The sequence below is a fragment of the Streptomyces sp. SID14436 genome, from assembly GCF_010548465.1.
Classification (GTDB): Bacteria; Actinomycetota; Actinomycetes; order Streptomycetales; family Streptomycetaceae; genus Streptomyces.
Genome location: NZ_JAAGMD010000207.1, coordinates 39,064 through 58,396, shown reverse-complemented (window position 1 = coordinate 58,396; position 19,333 = coordinate 39,064). Strand labels below are relative to the sequence as shown.

Sequence of the window (19,333 nt, the reverse complement as noted above, 5' to 3'; positions counted from 1 at the left end):
GGCCCGGCCCGGCGGCGCCGGCCCGGCGCCGGCTGCCTCCGCCTCGTTGTGCCGCGCGTCGCGCCTCAGCGCGACTGCCGTACGTACGCTCCTCACCCCGCACGCCCGACCCATGGGAATCGGACGGAGACCCGGTGGCGCCTCGCGGAGCCGCGCGGCGGCCGGAGGACGAGCCGGACTGGCCGCGTCGGGCCGCGGCACGTCCGCCTCCCTGCGGCTGCGGCGGTTTGCGACGGTGCTCGCTCATCGAACGACTACTCCTCGGGCAGGCGCACGTGTGCGCGCCTGGAAACGGCGGCTGGTTTCCGGTCCCCCCGAAGTACGGATGTGACGCGTTCCGCATTCACCCGTACTGCACCGGGGACGACGACGCCCACAGGCGTCACTCGGTTCCCGGCGGTATGCATGGCGCACAGACTACGCATCGCCAAACCCTCCCGAGGACAGAAGTTCACCTCAAACCAGGCAACTTGCTCGCCCGGAAGCGTTGATGTGATCCCGTTCACCCCAGCCCCTCTTGTCGTGACCGGGAGCCCGTTCTATCGTCGTGATGTATCGAGTCGATACATCAGCTCGGCATAAGGGCGGCGGCGAGCCGCACTCAGTCCGGCACGGCCCGACCGTGGAGAGGGAGGAGGCGACGATGAGCCGGCGTTCCGGGATCCTCGAGTTCGCTGTCCTCGGTCTGCTCCGCGAATCTCCGATGCATGGCTATGAGCTGCGCAAACGACTCAATACGTCGCTGGGTGTGTTCCGTGCGTTCAGTTACGGAACGCTCTACCCCTGCCTCAAGACGCTGGTCGCGAACGGCTGGTTGATCGAGGAACCGGGGCACACCACCGAGGACGCCCTCGCCGCTCCGCTCACGGGCCGTCGCGCCAAGATCGTCTACCGGTTGACGGCGGAGGGGAAGGAGCACTTCGAACAGCTCCTCTCCCAGACGGGGCCCGACGCGTACGAGGACGAGACCTTCGCCGCGCGCTTCGCCTTCTTCGGCCAGACGTCCCGCGACGTGCGCATGCGCGTGCTCGAGGGCCGCCGCAGTCGGCTGGAGGAGCGCCTGGAGAAGATGCGCGCCTCCCTGGCGCGGACCAGAGAGCGCCTCGACGACTACACCCTCGAGCTCCAGCGCCACGGGATGGAGTCCGTGGAGCGCGAAGTGCGCTGGCTGAACGAGCTCATCGAGAGCGAGCGTGCCGGGCGGGACCTCAAGGGTTCCGTCTCCGGGGGGACCGCTCAGCACGACACCACATCTGGAGCGACGGGCGGCCTGCCCCGGCCGGAGGACGACCTCCGGCCGGATACGCCCGACGACACCGCCACGTGAGTCCCAGTCAGGGCCTCACTCGTACTACACAGGGAGCAACCGGAATGGGTTCGGTTCGCGTAGCCATCGTTGGCGTGGGCAACTGCGCCGCATCGCTGGTGCAGGGAGTCGAGTACTACAAGGACGCCGACCCGGCGTCCAAGGTGCCGGGCCTGATGCACGTCCAGTTCGGCGACTACCACGTGCGCGACGTCGAGTTCGTCGCCGCCTTCGACGTGGACGCCAAGAAGGTCGGTCTCGACCTCGCGGACGCCATCGGCGCATCCGAGAACAACACCATCAAAATCTGCGACGTCCCCAGCACCGGTGTGACGGTCCAGCGCGGCCACACCCACGACGGTCTCGGCAAGTACTACCGCGAGACCATCGAGGAGTCCGCCGAGGAGCCCGTCGACGTCGTGCAGGTCCTCAAGGACAAGCAGGTCGACGTCCTCGTCTGCTACCTGCCCGTCGGTTCCGAGGACGCTGCGAAGTTCTACGCACAGTGCGCCATCGACGCCAAGGTCGCCTTCGTCAACGCCCTCCCGGTCTTCATCGCCGGCACCAAGGAGTGGGCCGACAAGTTCACCGAGGCGGGCGTCCCGATCGTCGGTGACGACATCAAGTCCCAGGTCGGCGCCACCATCACGCACCGTGTGATGGCGAAGCTGTTCGAGGACCGGGGCGTGATCCTGGACCGCACGATGCAGCTGAACGTCGGCGGCAACATGGACTTCAAGAACATGCTCGAGCGGGACCGCCTGGAGTCCAAGAAGATCTCCAAGACGCAGGCCGTCACCTCGCAGATCCGCGACCGCGAGCTCGGCGAGGGCAACGTCCACATCGGCCCGTCCGACTACGTCGCCTGGCTCGACGACCGCAAGTGGGCCTACGTCCGCCTCGAGGGCCGTGCCTTCGGTGACGTCCCGCTGAACCTCGAGTACAAGCTGGAGGTCTGGGACTCCCCGAACTCCGCCGGTGTCATCATCGACGCCCTGCGTGCCGCGAAGATCGCCAAGGACCGGGGCATCGGCGGCCCGATCCTCTCGGCGTCCTCGTACTTCATGAAGTCCCCGCCGGTGCAGTACTTCGACGACGAGGCCCACGCCAACGTCGAGAAGTTCATCCGGGGTGAGGTCGAGCGCTGATCCCGCTCGTCCAGGGCAGTTGAGGGTCTCCGGGTCGCACGGCCCGGAGACCTTCGTTCTGTGTGAGGCTGTCCCCCATGGCCGTCGTCCGTGACCTGCGCGTACTCCTGCGTTTCCAGGGTTTCAGACGCCTGCTGACCGTCCGGCTGCTCTCCCAGGGCGCCGACGGTGTCTTCCAGGTCGCGCTCGCCGCCTACGTCGTGTTCTCGCCGGAGCGGCAGACGTCGGCCGCGGCGATCGCCTCGGCCATGGCGGTGTTGCTGCTGCCGTACTCCCTGGTGGGTCCGTTCGCCGGGGCTCTGCTGGACCGCTGGCGCCGACGCCAGGTCTTCCTCCACGGCAATCTCCTGCGCGCCCTGATGGCCTGCGTGACCGCACTGCTGATCCTCGGCCGGGTGCCGGACGGCCTTCTCTTCGCCGCCGCGCTCTGCGTCACCGCCGTGAACCGCTTCGTCCTGGCCGGTCTGTCCGCCTCCCTTCCGCGCGTGGTCGACGCCGAGCGGCTGGTCATCGCCAACTCCCTGTCTCCGACCGCCGGAACGCTGGCCGCGACCGCGGGCGGGGGTCTCGCCTTCCTCGTCCGCCTGCTCGTCGCCGACTCGGACGCCGCCGTGGTCCTGGTGGGCGCCGCGCTCTATCTGTGCGCCGCGCTCGCGTCACTGCGGATCGCAAAGGACCTGCTCGGCCCGGACCGTGCGATGACACCGGCCCGCCTGTCCACCGCCCTCAAGGGCTGCGCCCGCGACCTGGTGGCGGGCGTGAGCCACCTCGCCGCCCCCGAGCGCAGGGAGGCGGCCTGGGCGCTCACGGCGATGTCGCTCATGCGGTTCTGCTACGGCGCCATGCTCGTCATGGTCCTGATGCTGTGCCGGTACGCGCTGACCTCGACCACGGACGACGGGCTCGCCCTGCTGGGGACCGCGCTGGGTGTCTCCGGCGCCGGTTTCTTCGCGGCGGCCGTCCTGACCCCCTGGGCCGCGGGACGCCTCGGAGCTGGCCGGTGGATCCGGGTGTGCTCGGGCGCCGCGGCCGTCCTCGTGCCGGCCCTCGGTCTTCCCTTCGCCACCGGGCCCCTGCTGGCCGGGGCGTTCGTCCTGGGACTGGCCACCCAGGGAGCGAAGATCGCCACGGACACGATCGTCCAGTCGACCGTGGAGGACGCCTATCGTGGCCGGATCTTCTCGGTCTACGACGTGCTGTTCAACGTCGCCTTCGTCGGCGCCGCCGGGGTCGCCGCCCTGATGCTGCCGCCGGACGGCCGGTCGGTTCCGCTGGTGGTAACGATCGCCGTTATCTACGGGGCAGTAGCAGCGGCTATCGCCCGGTTTGAGCGCCAGTAAGTGTCACATCAGTGCCACAGAGCCCCACGGGACTCCTGAGTTGTCAGTCGGGCCAGGTAGCTTACGTGCGTCTTACCTCGCGCGGATTTCTCGCCGCGCCGCCTTTCCGAGTTCTAGGGGGACCCCTAAGTGACCACTCCACCGCCCCAGGGCAATCCGTTCGCGCAGGGCCAGCCGCCGCAGGGCCAGGCCCCTCAGCCGCAGCAGGGCGGGTTCCCCCAGCAGGCCGGTCAGCCGGGGTTCCCGCCGCCGGGTGCGCCCGTTCCGCCGCCGCCTCCCGCGGGCGGCCGCTTCAACAAGAAGCTGCTGCGCGTCGTCGCCGTGATCGCGATCGCGGTCGTCATCGGTGTGGTCAAGTGGCAGTGGAACAAATCCGACGCCGAGACCACGTCGGTGGGCAGCTGCATGCACAACGAGGGCACGCAGTTCAAGCCGGACCTCAAGTCCGTCGACTGCTCCTCCAGTGACGCCGAGTACAAGGTCGTCGAGAAGTTCGACGACACCAGCGACAGCAACAAGTGCAAGTCGGTCCCGGACGCGCCCATCGCCTACTACCAGACGGGCGGCGGCCACGAGGTCGTCCTCTGCCTCAAGGACGTGAAGTAACCCGCCTGCTTCCCGCGGAGGGGCGATGTTTCACGTGAAACATCGCCCCTCCGTGTGTGCGAGACGCATCGACGGTGCCGTGTTTCACGTGAAACACGGCACCGTTCGCGTTCAGTCCTGACGCTCGGCCCACCACTCCTTGAGGGCCGCGACGGCCGCTTCGTGCTCCATGGGGCCGTGCTCCAGCCGCAGCTCCAGCATGTGCTTGTACGCCTGGCCGACCGCCGGTCCCGGCTTCAGGTCGAGGATCTGCATGATCTGGTTGCCGTCGAGGTCGGGACGGATGGCGTCCAGTTCCTCCTGCTCCTGAAGCTGGGCGATCCGCTCCTCCAGGCCGTCGTACGCCCGCGACAGCGCGGCAGCCTTCCGCCGGTTGCGCGTGGTGCAGTCGGAGCGCGTCAGCTTGTGGAGCCGGTCCAGCAGCGGACCGGCGTCCCGGACGTAACGGCGGACGGCGGAGTCGGTCCACTCTCCCGTGCCGTAGCCGTGGAACCTCAGGTGGAGCTCGACAAGACGCGAGACGTCCCTCACGAGCTCGTTGGAGTACTTGAGCGCCGTCATGCGCTTCTTGGTCATCTTCGCTCCGACCACCTCATGGTGATGGAACGAGACCCGGCCGTCCTTCTCGAAGCGGCGGGTTCGGGGCTTGCCGATGTCGTGCAGGAGAGCCGCCAGGCGGAGCGTCAGGTCGGGACCGTCGTCCTCCAGGGCGATCGCCTGCTCCAGAACGATCAGCGTGTGCTCGTAGACGTCCTTGTGCCGGTGATGCTCGTCGCGCTCCAGGCGCAGTGCGGGAAGCTCGGGGAGGACGTGCTGGGCCAGGCCGGTGTCGACGAGCAGCGTCAGACCCTTCCGCGGGTGGGGGGAGAGGATCAGCTTGTTCAGCTCGTCCCGCACCCGCTCGGCGGAGACGATCTCGATCCGGCCGGCCATCTCCGTCATCGCCTCGACGACCTCCGGGGCCACGTCGAAGTCGAGCTGCGCGGCGAACCGCGCGGCGCGCATCATCCGCAGCGGGTCGTCCGAGAAGCTCTCCTGCGGGGTCCCCGGCGTCCGCAGCAGGCGCTGGGCGAGGCTGCCGCGGCCGTCGTGCGGATCGATGAAGGTCTTCTCCGGAAGAGCGACGGCCATCGCGTTCACGGTGAAGTCGCGGCGGACGAGATCCTCCTCGATGGAGTTGCCGTAGGACACCTCCGGTTTGCGCGAGGTGCGGTCGTACGCCTCGGACCGGTACGTGGTGACCTCGATCTGGTAGCCGTCCTTCTGCGCACCGACCGTGCCGAAGGCGATCCCGACCTCCCAGACCGCGTCCGCCCAGGGCCGGACGATCTTCAGTACCTCCTCCGGTCGGGCGTCGGTCGTGAAGTCCAGGTCGTTGCCGAGCCGCCCCAGCAACGCGTCCCGGACCGAACCCCCGACCAGGGCCAGGGAGAATCCGGCCTCCTGGAAGCGGCGGGCGAGGTCGTCGGCGACAGGGGCGACCTGCAGCGGCTCGTTCCCCGCGGAGCGCTGCACCTGGCTCAGGACACTGGTTTCTTCATTGGCGTTCGGCACAACAGAAAAGAGTACGTGGCCGGGGGAGCCGGAAGCGCCCCCATTACATCCGCCCCGGGACACCTCGCACCGAACCCGCACAAGCACCACTCCGGCGACTCGGAGACGCACTCCCGCCCTTCAGCGGCATAGCGGACGCCTGGCTGCCGTGCGCGATCTTGGAGCCCGGTCCGCGGCACCTCCTCTCAGCGCGCATCGTTACCATGCGGGGACGCACATTCCGACGACCACTGACGACGAGGGACGGGCGAGCGCGTGGCCGAGGCGGCAGACTTCCAGGGGACGAGTCCCTCACCTGCCCGCCGCTGGGTGCGGCGCTCGGGGGCCCTTCTCGCCTCGGCGCTCCTGCTGACCGGGCTGCTGCAGTCGTCCTCGGCGCCTTCAGCGGACGCGGCGGCCCGGGACACGCTCCGGGCCGCCACCGACACGGGCTCGGTCGCGGTGTCCGTGGACTCGCTCACCCCCAGCGTTCCGTCGGAGGGCGACACCGTCACGGTGTCGGGCACCGTGACCAACAAGGGCCGCCAGGCCGTCACCGACGCCCACGTCGGCCTTCGGGTGGGCCCCCTGATGAACACCCGCTCGGGGATCGACACGGTCGCCCGGAACAGCCGGGACATCCTGAGCCCCGCCGGCCGGGAACTCGGCGGCAAGTACACCGAGAAGTTCTCCGAGCTCACGCCCGGTGTCTCCCAGCGCTTCAGCATCTCGGTCCCCGTCGACGAGCTGGACCTCGGGCAGGACGGCGTCTACCAGCTGGCGGTGTCGCTCTCGGGCGAGACCGCCGCGCAGCCCTGGGAGCGGATCCTCGGCGTGCAGCGGACGTTCCTGCCGTGGCAGCCGGAGGAGGCCCGCAAGCGGACGAAGACGACCGTCCTGTGGCCGCTCATCTCCTCGTCCCACATGACGGCGGAGACGGGATCGGACGAGCAGCAGACGCCCGTCTTCCGCGACGACGACCTGGCCAAGGAGATCTCCCCCGGCGGACGGCTCGACCGCATGGTGTCCCTGGGCAAGGACCTGGACGTCACCTGGGTCGTCGATCCCGACCTGCTGGCCTCGGTCGACGCCATGACCGACCGGTACGAGGTCAGGGCCGAGGGCGACACCACCGTGCCGGGCCGCAACCAGGACGTCGCCAAGCGGTGGCTGGCCGAGGTGCAGAAGGCCGTGGCGGACAACGAAGTGGTCGCGCTGCCCTTCGGCGACCCGGACCTGGCCTCCCTCGCCCACAACGGCACCTCGGTCGGCGGCTCGCTGAAGCACCTCAAGGACGCCACCGACGTCGTCGTGAACACGGTCGAGCCGATCCTCCACGTGACGCCGACCACCGACTTCGCCTGGCCCGTCGACGGTGCGGTCGACCCCTCCATCATCAAGGTCGCCACCTCGGCCGGCGCCGACAAGGTCATCGCCCGCAGCGACAGCCTCAAGGAGACCGACGGCCTGTCGTACACGCCGTCCGCGGCCCGCCCCATCGGCGGCGGCACCACCGCGGTCGTCGCGGACGCCCCCCTGTCCACGGCCTTCCGGGGCGATCTGACGAAGGCGTCCGCGTCCACACTCGCCACGCAGCGGTTCCTGGCCCAGAGCCTCACGCTGGGCCTGCAGACGGGCAAGAAACGCAGCATCGTCGTCGCACCGCAGCGCATGCCCTCGGCGAGCCAGGCACAGACGATGGCCGAGGCCCTGGAGGCCCTGCGGGAGGGGACCTGGTCGGAGTCCCAGGACCTCACCGACGCCGCCAAGGCCAAGCCGGACCCGGCGGCCGCCACCCGGGTCCCCTCGGCCGGCGCGTACCCCTCCGCACTGCGCAAGCAGGAGCTGCCGCGCGCCGCCTACGAGCAGATCGCGCGGACGCAGGGGAAGCTGGACAAGTTCAACGTGATCCTCTCCGACCGCTCCAGGGTGGTGACCCCCTTCGGGCGCGCCCTGAACCGGGCCATGTCCGCGTCGTGGCGCGGCCGGGTCGCGGAGGCCGCGACCTACCGGAGCGGCGTCGAAGCGTACCTGGACGTCCTGATCGACCAGGTCAAGCTGATCGACAAGTCGGAGACGAAGCTCTCCGGCCGCAGCGCGACCATTCCCGTGACGGTCCAGAACAACCTGGTGCAGGGCGTCGAGCACCTGGTGCTGCGCCTCAGCTCGACCAATCCGACCCGTCTGGAGATCGGCGGGGCCGCCTACGCGGAGCAGCCCGTCACTGTCTCCGGCGGCCACAGCCAGTCGGTGAAGTTCACCACCTCCGCCAACGCCAACGGCCGGGCCACGGTCGTCGCGCAGCTCTTCACCGAGGACGGCCGCCCGTACGGTGAGCCCGTCGTCTTCGACGTGAAGGTCACCGAGATCACCGCCACGGTGATGCTGGTCATCGGCGGCGGTGTCCTGCTCCTCGTCCTGGCCGGATTCCGGATGTACACCCAGCGCAAGCGGGCCGCCGCCCGCCGTGCCGAGGACGAGCCCGACGGGACGGACGAGGACGGCGACGGAGACGGTGAGGGCCCGCGGAAACCGACGGCACCCGAAGCGCGTCCCACCGAGGAGTCGGAGGCCGGCTCGCGGGCAGACGCCCCGCAGCAGCCGAGTGACCCCGCCCCGGACACCGCATCGGAAAGCCCGGACCCGTCCGGCACGGGTGAGAGAGTGGACCGTTGAGGATGTCGTGGCCGGTGGGCCCGGGACGATGAGGTGGGGTAACCATGAACGCGCCGTACGACGGTGACCGCGGCCGTGCCGCGGGCAGCTCGGGTCATCCCGAGCCGGACCGCTCCGAGGGTCCGCCGCCCGGGCACGACCAGGAGCCGCAGCCACCCGCGGACACGTACCTCCAGGACGCCTACGACCAGGACCCCTACCGGGCTCAGGACATCGCGGCCCAGGACCCCGTCGCCGAGGCCCTCTACGACCGCGCCGCGCATCCGCCGCCCCCGCCCGGCACGCAGCCGCCCGCCCAGCCGCTGTACGGGCAGCCGCCGCAGTCGCCGTACGCGCCCGACCCCCGGGTGTGGGCCCAGACGCCGGCGCCCGAGCCGGACGGCCCGACCCAGCTGCTGCCGCACGGTGACGACCCGCGCACCACGCAGTACGTGGGCGTGGACGACCTGGTCGGCCGGAGCGGTGGCCGGCAGCAGGAACCCGACGCCTTCGCGCATCTCTTCCGCGACCAGCAGCACAGCGGCGCCGTTCCCGGACAACAGGGCGGCGGGTACCCGGAGGAGCACCGGGGCGCTCACGCCACGCACCTCCCGCAGGACGCCCGGGTCGGCGAACCCGCCGGAGTGCCCGCACCGGTCTCGACACCGGGCCACTACGCAGGGGCGACCCCTCCTCCGGCCGCCGAGGCCCCCCAGGAGTCGGAGACCCCCGCGCCCGCCCCGAAGAAGGGCGGCAGGGCCGGAGGACTGCTGAAGTCGAGTGCCGTGATGGCGGCGGGCACCATGGTGTCCCGGCTGACCGGCTTCGTCCGCTCGGCACTGATCGTCTCCGCGCTCGGACTCGGCCTCCTCGGCGACTCCTTCCAGGTCGCCTACCAGCTGCCGACGATGATCTACATCCTCACGGTCGGCGGCGGCCTGAACTCCGTGTTCGTGCCGCAGCTCGTGCGTGCCATGAAGGACGACGACGACGGTGGCGAGGCCTACGCCAACCGCCTGCTGACCCTGGTGATGGTGGCCCTGGCCGCCCTCACCGCACTCGCCTGGTTCGCCGCGCCGCTGCTGGTGCGCGCGCTGTCCAACCCCGTCGCCTCGGACCCCGCCGCCAACGAGGTCGCTGTCACCTTCACCCGCTACTTCCTGCCCTCGATCTTCTTCATGGGCGTCCACGTGGTGATGGGTCAGATCCTCAACGCACGCGGTCAGTTCGGCGCGATGATGTGGACCCCGGTCCTCAACAACGTCGTCATCATCACGACCCTCGGCGTCTTCATCTACGTCTACGGCACGGCCGCCGACTCCCGGATGAACGTCACCAACATCCCCCCGGAGGGTCAGCGGCTCCTCGGGATCGGTGTCCTGCTCGGCCTCGTCGTCCAGGCCCTGGCCATGATCCCGTACCTGCGGGAGACCGGCTTCCGCATCCGCCCGCGCTTCGACTGGAAGGGCCACGGCCTCGGCAAGGCCGCGATGCTCGCCAAGTGGACCATCCTGTTCGTACTGGCCAACCAGGCCGGCGCCCTGGTCGTGACGCAGCTGTCCACCGCATCCGGGCTCGCCTCCGACGTCGAGGGCACGGGCTTCGCCGCGTACGCCAACGCCCAGCTGATCTGGGGTCTGCCCCAGGCCATCATCACCGTCTCCCTGATGGCCGCCCTGCTGCCCCGGATCTCCCGCTCGGCGGCGGAGGAAGACGGCGGCGCCGTCCGCGACGACATCTCCCAGGGCCTGCGCACCACCGCGGTCGCCATCGTGCCGATCGCCTTCGGCTTCATCGCCCTCGGCATCCCGATGTGCACCCTGATGTTCGGCTCCTCGGGCACCAGCGAGGCCACCAACATGGGGTACATGCTGATGGCCTTCGGTCTCGGCCTGATCCCCTACTCCGTGCAGTACGTCGTGCTGCGCGCCTTCTACGCCTACGAGGACACCCGCACGCCCTTCTACAACACCGTCATCGTGGCCGCCGTGAACGCGGCCGCCGCGGTGGTCTGCTTCCTGGTGCTCCCCGCCCGCTGGGCCGTGGTCGGCATGGCCGCCTCGTACGGCGCGGCCTACGCGGTGGGGGTCGGCGTCGCCTGGCGACGGCTGCGCAAGCGGCTGGGCGGCGACCTGGACGGCGCCCGGGTGCTGCGGACCTACGCGCGGCTGTGCATCGCGTCCGTCCCGGCCGCCCTGCTCAGCGGCGCTGCCTGTTACGGCATCAGCCAGACGATCGGCCAGGGCGTCGCGGGATCCTTCGCCGCCATCCTGGTCGGCGGGGCCGTTCTGCTGGGGGTCTTCTTCGTCGCGGCCCGCCGGATGCGCATCGAAGAGCTCAACTCGTTGGTCGGTATGGTCCGCGGACGCCTGGGACGCTGATGCCGGGGGTAGGCGCACAACCATCGTCCACCGCCGTGTGTCGTGCATAGCGGCGGACTGTGGGCACAATTGGTTTCGGCGTCGGATGCGCGCGACGGACGCCGGCCGACGCGCAAGGAATGGGGAGGCAGGGAACGACGGTGGCGGATCGGAGCACAGCTGCCGTCGACGTGGCAGACAACAGCGGCGAGGAGTCGCTGACCGCACAGGCGGACCAGTCCACGGCCGACGGGGTGGCCAAGAACCGGGAGCAGGACACGGACAGCGACGAGGCACAGGAGAACGCCGGGACCGACCGTTCCGGGAAGACCTCGCCGCCCGAACTGCACAGCGGTCACAAGCTGGCCAGACGCTACCGCCTCGAGGAGTGCGTCACCCGTCTGGACGGATTCAGCAGTTGGCGTGCCGTGGACGAGAAGCTCCGCCGCGCCGTCGGGGTGCACATCCTGCCCGCGGACCACGCACGGGCCCGCTCCGTCCTGGCCGCGGCACGCTCCTCCGCCCTGCTGGGCGACCCCCGCTTCGTCCAGGTCCTGGACGCCGTCGAGGAGAACGACGTCGTCTACGTCGTACACGAATGGCTCCCCGACGCCACCGAGCTGACCACGCTCCTGGCGGCCGGCCCCCTGGAGGTCTACGACGCCTACCAGATGGTCAGTCAGATCGCCTCGGCCATGGCCGCCGCACACCGCGAGGGCCTGTCCCACCTCCGTCTGAACCCCAACTCCGTGCTGCGCACCTCGACCGGCCAGTGGCGCATCCGCGGCCTGGCCGTCAACGCGGCGCTGCGGGGCGTCTCGTCCGACACCCCGCAGCGCACCGACACGGAGTCCATCGGGGCTCTGCTCTACGCCTCGCTCACCCAGCGCTGGCCGTACGAAAGCGACGCCTACGGCCTCACCGGCCTGCCCAAGGACGTCGGGCTGCTCCCGCCGGACCAGGTACGGGCCGGAGTGCACCGCGGGCTGTCCGAGCTGGCCATGCGCGCGCTCGCCAACGACGGAGCCACCGCCTCCCGTCACGAGGCCGCCTGCACCACTCCCGAGGAGCTGGTCAAGGCGATCGGTGAGATGCCGCGCATCCGTCCGCCGGAGCCCGCGTTCACCACACCGCCGGACTACCAGCGCACGACCTACCAGCAGGGCACCTACGGTCGGCCCGCCCCCCGCCCGGGTGGCACGCAGCCGGTGCCGACCCCTCCGCCCCCGCTGCAGAGCCGCACCGGCAAGGTGTTGAAGTGGGCCGTGTCCGCCCTGCTCATCGCCGCGCTCGGTCTGGGCAGCTGGCAACTCGCGGACGCCCTCATGGATCAGGGCGGCAAGTCCGACGACACCGACAAGACCCAGACGACGGAGGGGAACGAGAAGGGCGGCGACCGGCGCGCACCCGCCAAGCCGCTGGCCATCCAGGGAGCCCAGGAGTACGTCGCGAAGGGCGCGGCCCAGGCCCCCGGGGACGTCGGCAACACCTTCGACGGTGACAGCTCGACCTACTGGCGCACCAAGACCTACCGGGAGGGCCCGGACATGAACCCGGCCTACAAGCCCGGTGTCGGGATCGTCTACGACCTCGGGTCCGAGCAGTCGGTGACGTCGTCGTCGATCGGGCTGCTGCACCAGGGCGCCCACACCACGATCACCCTCTACGCCACGGACTCCCCGGGTTCGTCGACCCCGATCAGTTCCATGCGGAAGCTGGGGACGGAGACGACGACCGGCGGACAGGCCACGGTGAAGGTCGACAAGCCGGTCAAGACCCGCTACGTGCTGGTCTGGCTGACAGCCCTGCCGTCGGCGCCCGGCGACGCCTACAGTGAGCCCGGTTACAAGCAGGCCATCACCGACCTGAAGTTCACCGGCTGACGTCTCACCGAGGGGGAGGGGTCCGATGGCGGACGGCACCGCGTACCGCGAAGCGAGCGATCAGGACCTGCTCTCCCGCCACGTAGAGGGCGACCCCGACGCGTTCGGCGAGCTCGTGCGCAGGCACCGCGACCGGTTGTGGGCGGTGGCACTGCGGACCCTGGGGGACCGCGAGGAAGCCGCCGACGCCGTCCAGGACGCCCTCGTCTCCGCCTACCGGGCCGCCCACACCTTCCGCGGGCAGTCGGCCGTCACGACGTGGCTGCACCGGATCACGGTGAACGCCTGCCTCGACCGCGCCCGCAAGGCGGCCTCCCGCAGGACGTCTCCGGTCGACGACACGGAGCGGCTGGAGCAGCTCCTGGAGCCGCACGAGTCCGCCTCCGCGCCCGCGGAGCGCAATGACCTCCATCGTCAGCTGATCGAGGCGATGGCCACGCTCCCGCCCGATCAGCGGGCGGCCCTGGTACTCGTGGACATGCAGGGGTATCCGGTCGCTGAGGCGGCCCGCATCCTCGACGTGCCCGCCGGCACCGTGAAGAGCCGGTGTGCACGGGGGAGGGCCAGACTGCAGCCGCTGCTCACCCACCTACGGTCCGACGCCACGGGCGACGGCACAAGACAGGGCGGGGCACGGAACCGGACACGTGGTCCGTCCGTCCCATCCTCAGCGGAACCGCGGCAAGCGGTTCCTCCGGAGACCGGACCGAATGACCCGGCGGCAGTGAAGGGCGGAGGTGGGCGAGCGTGACGTCGACGACAGACAGGGCGGAGCATCCCGATGTCGCGGAGATCTCCGACCTCACGGAGGGGCTCCTCGCACCGGACCGCACGGCTGCCGTACGACAGCATCTCGACGGATGCGACCTGTGCGCCGAGGTCCATGCCTCGCTGGAGGAGATCCGGGGCCTGCTCGGCGCCGTGCCGGGGCCGCCCCGTATGCCCGACGACGTCGCCCGCCGCATCGACGCCGCGCTCGCCGCCGAAGCCCTGCTGGATGCAGGGGTGCCGGACACCCGGGAGTCCGAGGACGCCGTCGACGCTTCGGCTTCGCCGTCCGAAGGCGACCGTGCCCGTGTTTCACGTGAAACATCGGCACCCCCACCGCCGGATCGTCCCGGCGGGAGTGCTCGGGCGTCCACGACAGGCCCGGGCCGGAAAGGCCGAACGCGACGGGGCCGGCGCAGGGTCGCCGTCCTGGGCACCGTGTTCACGGTTGCCGCACTGGGCCTCGGCTCGGTCCTCCTGTCGTCGCTCGACGACACCGGCCGTCCCGAGGAAGAGCGTCAGGTCACCGCGGCCGACACGTTCACCCAGGGCACGCTGGAGCGGCAGGTGACGGACCTCCTCGGACAGGAAGCACCGGCACGCGGTGACGGCCGCACGCCGAACACCTTCGGGCTCGAATCAGAGGCGGCGGGTGCGAGCCCCCGGGTCCTCCAGCAGCCGACCGTCCCGGAATGCGTCCAGGAGGGAATCGGCAGCGACGACGCCGCCCTCGCCACCGAGACCGGTGTCTTCCAGGGCAGGAAGGCTCTGCTCGTGGTGCTCCCCGACGCCTCCGACGATCGCCGGGTCACGGCCTACATCGTCGAAGCGACCTGCGTGGACAACCCGTCGGCAGGCCCGGCCGAGGTCCTGTTGAAGCAGTCCTACAGCCGACCCTGACGACCGTCCGTCCCTCGCCGACCGCCGAGCCCGGCCCCCGTCCGGTCCACGCTGCCGGCACCCCTCGGACAGCGCTACCGTGTGCCCCGGCACGGCGGGAATGCGCGCCCCGTAGGATCCGTTGGATGGGGTGAGAGGTCCGCGAGAAGCTCCCACCACCGGTCGACCGAAGCAGACCAGAGACGAGGAAACACGCTGTGAGCGACGTCCGTAACGTGATCATCATCGGCTCGGGGCCCGCCGGCTACACGGCGGCGCTCTACACCGCCCGTGCGTCGCTGAAGCCCCTGGTGTTCGAAGGGGCCGTCACCGCCGGCGGCGCCCTGATGAACACCACCGATGTCGAGAACTTCCCCGGCTTCCAGGACGGCGTCCTGGGCCCCGAGCTCATGGACAACATGCGCGCCCAGGCCGAGCGCTTCGGCGCCGAGCTCGTCCCGGACGACGTGGTGGCCGTCGACCTCACCGGCGACATCAAGACCGTCACCGACACCGCGGGGACGGTCCACCGGGCGAAGACGGTCATCGTCACCACCGGCTCGCAGCACCGCAAGCTGGGCCTGCCCAACGAGGACGCCCTGTCCGGCCGGGGTGTCTCCTGGTGCGCGACCTGTGACGGGTTCTTCTTCAAGGACCAGGACATCGCCGTGATCGGTGGTGGCGACACCGCGATGGAGGAGGCCACCTTCCTCTCGCGCTTCGCCAAGTCCGTGACGGTCGTCCACCGCAGGGACACCCTGCGCGCCTCCAAGGCGATGCAGGAGCGTGCCTTCGCCGACCCGAAGATCTCGTTCGTCTGGGACAGCGAGGTCGCCGAGGTCCAGGGCGACCAGAAGCTCTCCGGTCTGAAGCTGCGCAACGTCAAGACGGGCGAGCTGTCGGACCTGGCGGTGACGGGCCTGTTCATCGCCATCGGGCACGACCCGCGCACCGAGCTGGTCAAGGGCCAGCTGGAGCTCGACGAGGAGGGCTACCTGAAGGTCGAGGCGCCGTCGACCCGCACGAGCCTTCCCGGCGTCTTCGGTGCCGGTGACGTGGTCGACCACACCTACCGCCAGGCGATCACGGCGGCCGGCACGGGCTGTGCCGCCGCGCTCGACGCCGAGCGTTACCTCGCCGCTCTCGCGGACGGTGAGAAGGCCGAACCCGAGAAGACCGCCGCCGTCTGATCACCCACCCGCCCCACGCATCGACCAGTTAAGGAGCCCGCCGTGGCAGGCACCCTGAAGAACGTGACCGACGACTCCTTCGAGCAGGACGTCCTCAAGAGCGACAAGCCCGTCCTGGTGGACTTCTGGGCCGCTTGGTGCGGCCCGTGCCGCCAGATCGCTCCGTCCCTCGAGGCCATCGCCTCCGAGTACGGGGACAAGATCGAGGTCGTCAAGCTGAACATCGACGAGAACCCGGGTACGGCCGCCAAGTACGGCGTCATGTCCATCCCGACGCTGAACGTCTACCAGCGGGGCGAGGTCGCCAAGACCATCGTCGGTGCCAAGCCGAAGGCCGCGATCGTCCGCGATCTGGAGGAGTTCATCGCCGAGTGACGGCGAGCCGTCGTACGGCTGTTTCACGTGAAACACGAGAGGGCCGACCCGGTGAGGGTCGGCCCTCTCGCATGAGGTCCGTCGAGGCCGCCTCCGGTATCACAGCGGCCGGAGGGCGGGTTCCTTCTGCACCGCTCCCAGCAAGCGGTCCAGCGCCATCTCCACGTCTTCCTTCCAGGAGAGGGCCGTCCTGAGTTCCAGCCTCAAGCGGGGATACCGGGGGTGTTGCCGCACGGTCTTGAACCCCACGGCCAGCAGATGGTCCGCGGGCAGGACACAGGCGGGCTCCTTCCACCGGGCGTCGCCGAACGCCTCGATCGCCTTGAAGCCCCGGCGCATCAGGTCCTTCGCCACCGTCTGCACCATCACCCGTCCCAGTCCCTGACCCTGGTAACCCGGCACGATGATCGCGGTGATCAGCTGGACCGCGTCCGGTGACACGGGACTCGTGGGAAAGGCGGAGGAGCGGGGTACGTAGGCGGGCGGGGCGTAGAGCACGAACCCCACGGGGACGTCGTCGACGTAGACGACTCTTCCGCAGGAGCCCCAGTCCAGGAGGACGGCCGAGATCCACGACTCCTTCTCGAGCGCGGCCGTGCCTGCCTTTACCGCTGTCTCACCGCTGACGGGGTCGAGCTCCCAGAAGACACACGAGCGACAGCGCTGGGGGAGGTCCTGAAGGTTGTCCAGCGTGAGCGGTACGACCCGACGCCCCATGAAGGGTGTTCCTCGCTTTCTTCGCCCGCTGCCTCACACGCGGCTGCCAGAGCACTCCGTTCCCTGAGCAGGCTGCCGACGAAGCCGCCGACGGCGCCCACCCCGAGCCAGGCACTCACCATCCGGGTGCGGCTCGTCATCTGCATGGCCCCTGCCTTGGTCTCGGACGTCCTGCCGGGTGGATGCGCCATATACGAACGCATCGTATCCATGATGCGTTTGCCTCGATACCGGCGAAAAGCAAAGGGCGGACCGTGTTCCGGTACACACCGGACAGGTCCGCCCCGGGCTGCCGCTGCGGGCAGCCGCGCCTCAGGCCTCGGGCTCCACGGAGTCGTCGTCCACGAGGCTCCTCTGCAGTACCGGCCCCTCGCCGGGCGCGAGCGTGCCGAGGATGCGCTCGAGGTCCTCCATGGAGGCGAACTCGACGGTGATCTTGCCCTTCTTCTGGCCCAGGTCGACCTTCACTCGCGTCTCGAACCGATCCGAGAGACGGGTCGCCAGGTCGGTCAGCGCCGGCGAGACCAGAGCCCCCGCTCGCGGGCCCTTGGCCTTCGAGGTCTTCTGCGGCCGCGAACCCATCAGGTTCACGATCTCCTCGACGGCCCGGACCGAGAGGCCCTCGGCGACGATGCGGTGAGCCAGCCGGTCCTGCTCCTCGGAGTCGTCGACCGACAGAAGGGCTCGCGCGTGGCCCGCGGAGAGCACCCCGGCGGCGACGCGGTTCTGCACCCTGGGCGACAGCTTCAACAAGCGCAGGGTGTTGGAGACCTGCGGCCGGGACCGGCCGATGCGGTCGGCCAGCTGGTCGTGGGTGCAGTTGAAATCCCTCAGCAGCTGGTCGTAGGCCGCGGCCTCCTCCAGCGGGTTGAGCTGGGCGCGGTGCAGGTTCTCCAGCAGGGCGTCCAGGAGGAGCTTCTCGTCCTCGGTGGCCCTGACGATCGCCGGGACCTTCTCCAGACCCGCCTCACGGCAGGCCCGCCAGCGGCGCTCACCCATGATGAGCTCGTACTGGCCCGGACCGGTCTGCCGGACGACGACCGGCTGGAGGAGGCCGACCTCCTTGATGGAGGTGACGAGCTCCGCGAGGGCGTCGTCGTCGAATACCGTACGCGGCTGACGCGGGTTCGGAGTGATCGAGTCCAGCGGAATCTCCGCGAAGTGCGCACCGACGGGCGGCGTGAGTCCGTCCGCCGCCGCCAGGTCCTCTGTTTCACGTGAAACAGGGGGCAGCGTGGCCACCTTCGCCGCTGCCACACCACGCTCGTGAGGAAGCACCGGCGCCGTACCGGCTGACGGGGACGACGCGCCACCTCCCACGGCCGGCGGAGGCACGGTCCGCTCTGTAGGGGCTGCGGGAATCAGTGCGCCGAGACCGCGGCCCAACCCCCTCCGTCGCTCGCTCACTGGACGCCCTCCACCATGCTCGGATCGTTCTGCTGTGCGCCGATGTGGGCGTGCGACGCGTCGTAGCTGATGCCGACGCCCCTCAGCGCGATCTCACGTGCCGCCTCGAGATACGAGAGGGCACCGCTCGATCCAGGATCGTAGGTCAGCACCGTCTGTCCGTAGCTCGGTGCCTCCGAGATGCGGACCGAACGCGGAATGCTCGTCCGGAGGACCTCTTCACCGAAGTGGCTGCGCACCTCGTCCGCGACCTGGGAGGCGAGCCGGGTCCGGCCGTCGTACATGGTGAGCAGGATCGTCGACACATGCAGGGCGGGGTTGAGGTGGCCCCGCACCAGATCGACGTTGCGCAGCAACTGGCCCAGCCCTTCCAGCGCGTAGTACTCGCACTGGATGGGGATCAGAACCTCCTGGCCGGCCACCAGAGCGTTGACCGTCAGCAGTCCGAGGGACGGCGGGCAGTCGATGAGGATGTAGTCCAGCGGCTGCTCGTAGGCCTGGATCGCCCGCTGCAGCCGGCTCTCCCGCGCGACCAGGGACACCAGCTCGATCTCTGCACCGGCGAGATCGATCGTGGCGGGGGCGCAGAAGAGACCTTCGACGTCCGGGACGGGCTGGACGACATCCGCCAGCGGCTTGCTCTCCACCAGGACGTCGTAGATGGACGGAACCTCGGCGTGGTGGTCGATGCCCAGCGCTGTGGACGCATTGCCCTGAGGGTCGAGGTCGACCACCAGGACACGAGCACCATGAAGAGCCAGCGAGGCGGCCAGGTTGACGGTGGTCGTCGTCTTTCCGACGCCACCCTTCTGGTTGGCCACCACCATGACGCGGGTCTGCTCGGGCCGTGGCAAGCCCTCACCGGCGCGCCCCAGTGCCTCCACTGCCAGCTGGGCAGCACGACCGATGGGAGTGTCGTCCATAGGCGGCGGTGTTTCACGTGAAACATCCGCCCCCATCGACTCGGTACGGGGACCGGGGACCGGATCGGTCATCGGTCCCGCGATGTTGGCGTCGGACCGCAAGGATTCACTCTCCTCGACTTCAGGCTCGCAATGAACAGAGCCTCCCATGTCTTCGGGGTCGCGAACCAGTGAGGCCTGGCGTTCTGTGGAGAAATCCATCTCTGTGGACAACTCCGTGCCCCTCGCGGGGGACGCAGGGGG

General features: G+C 69.9%; 15 protein-coding genes. 11 read left to right on the top strand and 4 right to left on the bottom strand.

The genetic code is table 11. The annotated features are described in order from the left end of the window. Window positions 1–643 precede the first annotated feature (643 nt). The 4 genes from G3I53_RS07545 to G3I53_RS07530 all read left to right on the top strand — a co-directional run bounded on the left by G3I53_RS07545 (window position 644) and on the right by G3I53_RS07530 (window position 4,400). Window positions 644–1,327, top strand: a complete 684-nt coding sequence (locus G3I53_RS07545) for a PadR family transcriptional regulator (protein WP_164335608.1) — start codon at window positions 644–646, stop codon at window positions 1,325–1,327. A gap of 44 nt (window positions 1,328–1,371) precedes the next feature. Then, window positions 1,372–2,454 carry an inositol-3-phosphate synthase gene (locus tag G3I53_RS07540; RefSeq protein WP_164335610.1) on the top strand — a complete coding sequence of 361 codons (1,083 nt, stop codon included), beginning with the start codon at window positions 1,372–1,374 and terminating at the stop codon, window positions 2,452–2,454. A gap of 77 nt (window positions 2,455–2,531) precedes the next feature. Further along, window positions 2,532–3,794, top strand: a complete 1,263-nt coding sequence (locus G3I53_RS07535) for an MFS transporter (RefSeq protein ID WP_164335611.1) — start codon at window positions 2,532–2,534, stop codon at window positions 3,792–3,794. A gap of 129 nt (window positions 3,795–3,923) precedes the next feature. After that, window positions 3,924–4,400, top strand: a complete 477-nt coding sequence (locus tag G3I53_RS07530; protein ID WP_164335613.1) for a hypothetical protein — start codon at window positions 3,924–3,926, stop codon at window positions 4,398–4,400. Window positions 4,401–4,511: 111 nt separating this feature from the next. Here the strand turns inward: G3I53_RS07530 and G3I53_RS07525 are convergent, their stop codons facing one another. Beyond that, window positions 4,512–5,954: a CCA tRNA nucleotidyltransferase gene (locus G3I53_RS07525; protein ID WP_164335615.1), complete on the bottom strand. Its 1,443-nt coding sequence runs from the start codon at window positions 5,952–5,954 to the stop codon at window positions 4,512–4,514. 255 nt (window positions 5,955–6,209) lie between these two features. On the opposite strand from G3I53_RS07525, the gene G3I53_RS07520 reads away from it, so the two are divergent. The 7 genes from G3I53_RS07520 to trxA all read left to right on the top strand — a co-directional run bounded on the left by G3I53_RS07520 (window position 6,210) and on the right by trxA (window position 16,043). Beyond that, on the top strand, window positions 6,210–8,609 hold the full coding sequence (locus G3I53_RS07520; RefSeq protein ID WP_164335617.1) for a DUF6049 family protein: 2,400 nt from the start codon (window positions 6,210–6,212) through the stop codon (window positions 8,607–8,609). 44 nt (window positions 8,610–8,653) lie between these two features. Continuing rightward, window positions 8,654–10,969: a murein biosynthesis integral membrane protein MurJ gene (murJ, locus tag G3I53_RS07515; protein ID WP_164335619.1), complete on the top strand. Its 2,316-nt coding sequence runs from the start codon at window positions 8,654–8,656 to the stop codon at window positions 10,967–10,969. A gap of 140 nt (window positions 10,970–11,109) precedes the next feature. Then, window positions 11,110–12,831, top strand: a complete 1,722-nt coding sequence (locus G3I53_RS07510) for a protein kinase family protein (protein ID WP_164335621.1) — start codon at window positions 11,110–11,112, stop codon at window positions 12,829–12,831. 25 nt (window positions 12,832–12,856) lie between these two features. Continuing rightward, window positions 12,857–13,582, top strand: a complete 726-nt coding sequence (sigM, locus tag G3I53_RS07505) for an RNA polymerase sigma factor SigM (protein ID WP_164335623.1) — start codon at window positions 12,857–12,859, stop codon at window positions 13,580–13,582. Then, window positions 13,579–14,499: a hypothetical protein gene (locus tag G3I53_RS07500; RefSeq protein WP_164335624.1), complete on the top strand. Its 921-nt coding sequence runs from the start codon at window positions 13,579–13,581 to the stop codon at window positions 14,497–14,499. The genes sigM and G3I53_RS07500 overlap by 4 nt, the downstream gene beginning before the upstream one ends. Before the next feature lie 197 nt (window positions 14,500–14,696). Further along, window positions 14,697–15,668 (top strand): thioredoxin-disulfide reductase, encoded by a 972-nt coding sequence (trxB, locus tag G3I53_RS07495; protein WP_164335626.1) that lies wholly within the window; start codon window positions 14,697–14,699, stop codon window positions 15,666–15,668. Window positions 15,669–15,710: 42 nt separating this feature from the next. Next, window positions 15,711–16,043: a thioredoxin gene (trxA, locus tag G3I53_RS07490; RefSeq protein WP_164335628.1), complete on the top strand. Its 333-nt coding sequence runs from the start codon at window positions 15,711–15,713 to the stop codon at window positions 16,041–16,043. 99 nt (window positions 16,044–16,142) lie between these two features. On the opposite strand, the gene G3I53_RS07485 is transcribed toward trxA, so the two are convergent. From G3I53_RS07485 to G3I53_RS07475, 3 genes are all read right to left on the bottom strand, one after another. Then, window positions 16,143–16,760 (bottom strand): GNAT family N-acetyltransferase, encoded by a 618-nt coding sequence (locus G3I53_RS07485; protein WP_164335630.1) that lies wholly within the window; start codon window positions 16,758–16,760, stop codon window positions 16,143–16,145. A gap of 312 nt (window positions 16,761–17,072) precedes the next feature. Next, window positions 17,073–18,167, bottom strand: coding sequence for a ParB/RepB/Spo0J family partition protein (locus G3I53_RS07480; protein WP_164335632.1), 1,095 nt, complete (start codon window positions 18,165–18,167; stop codon window positions 17,073–17,075). Next, complete coding sequence (locus G3I53_RS07475) at window positions 18,164–19,240, bottom strand: ParA family protein (RefSeq protein WP_164335651.1); 1,077 nt, start codon at window positions 19,238–19,240, stop codon at window positions 18,164–18,166. Before G3I53_RS07475 ends, G3I53_RS07480 begins: the two co-directional genes overlap by 4 nt. Window positions 19,241–19,333 lie beyond the last annotated feature (93 nt).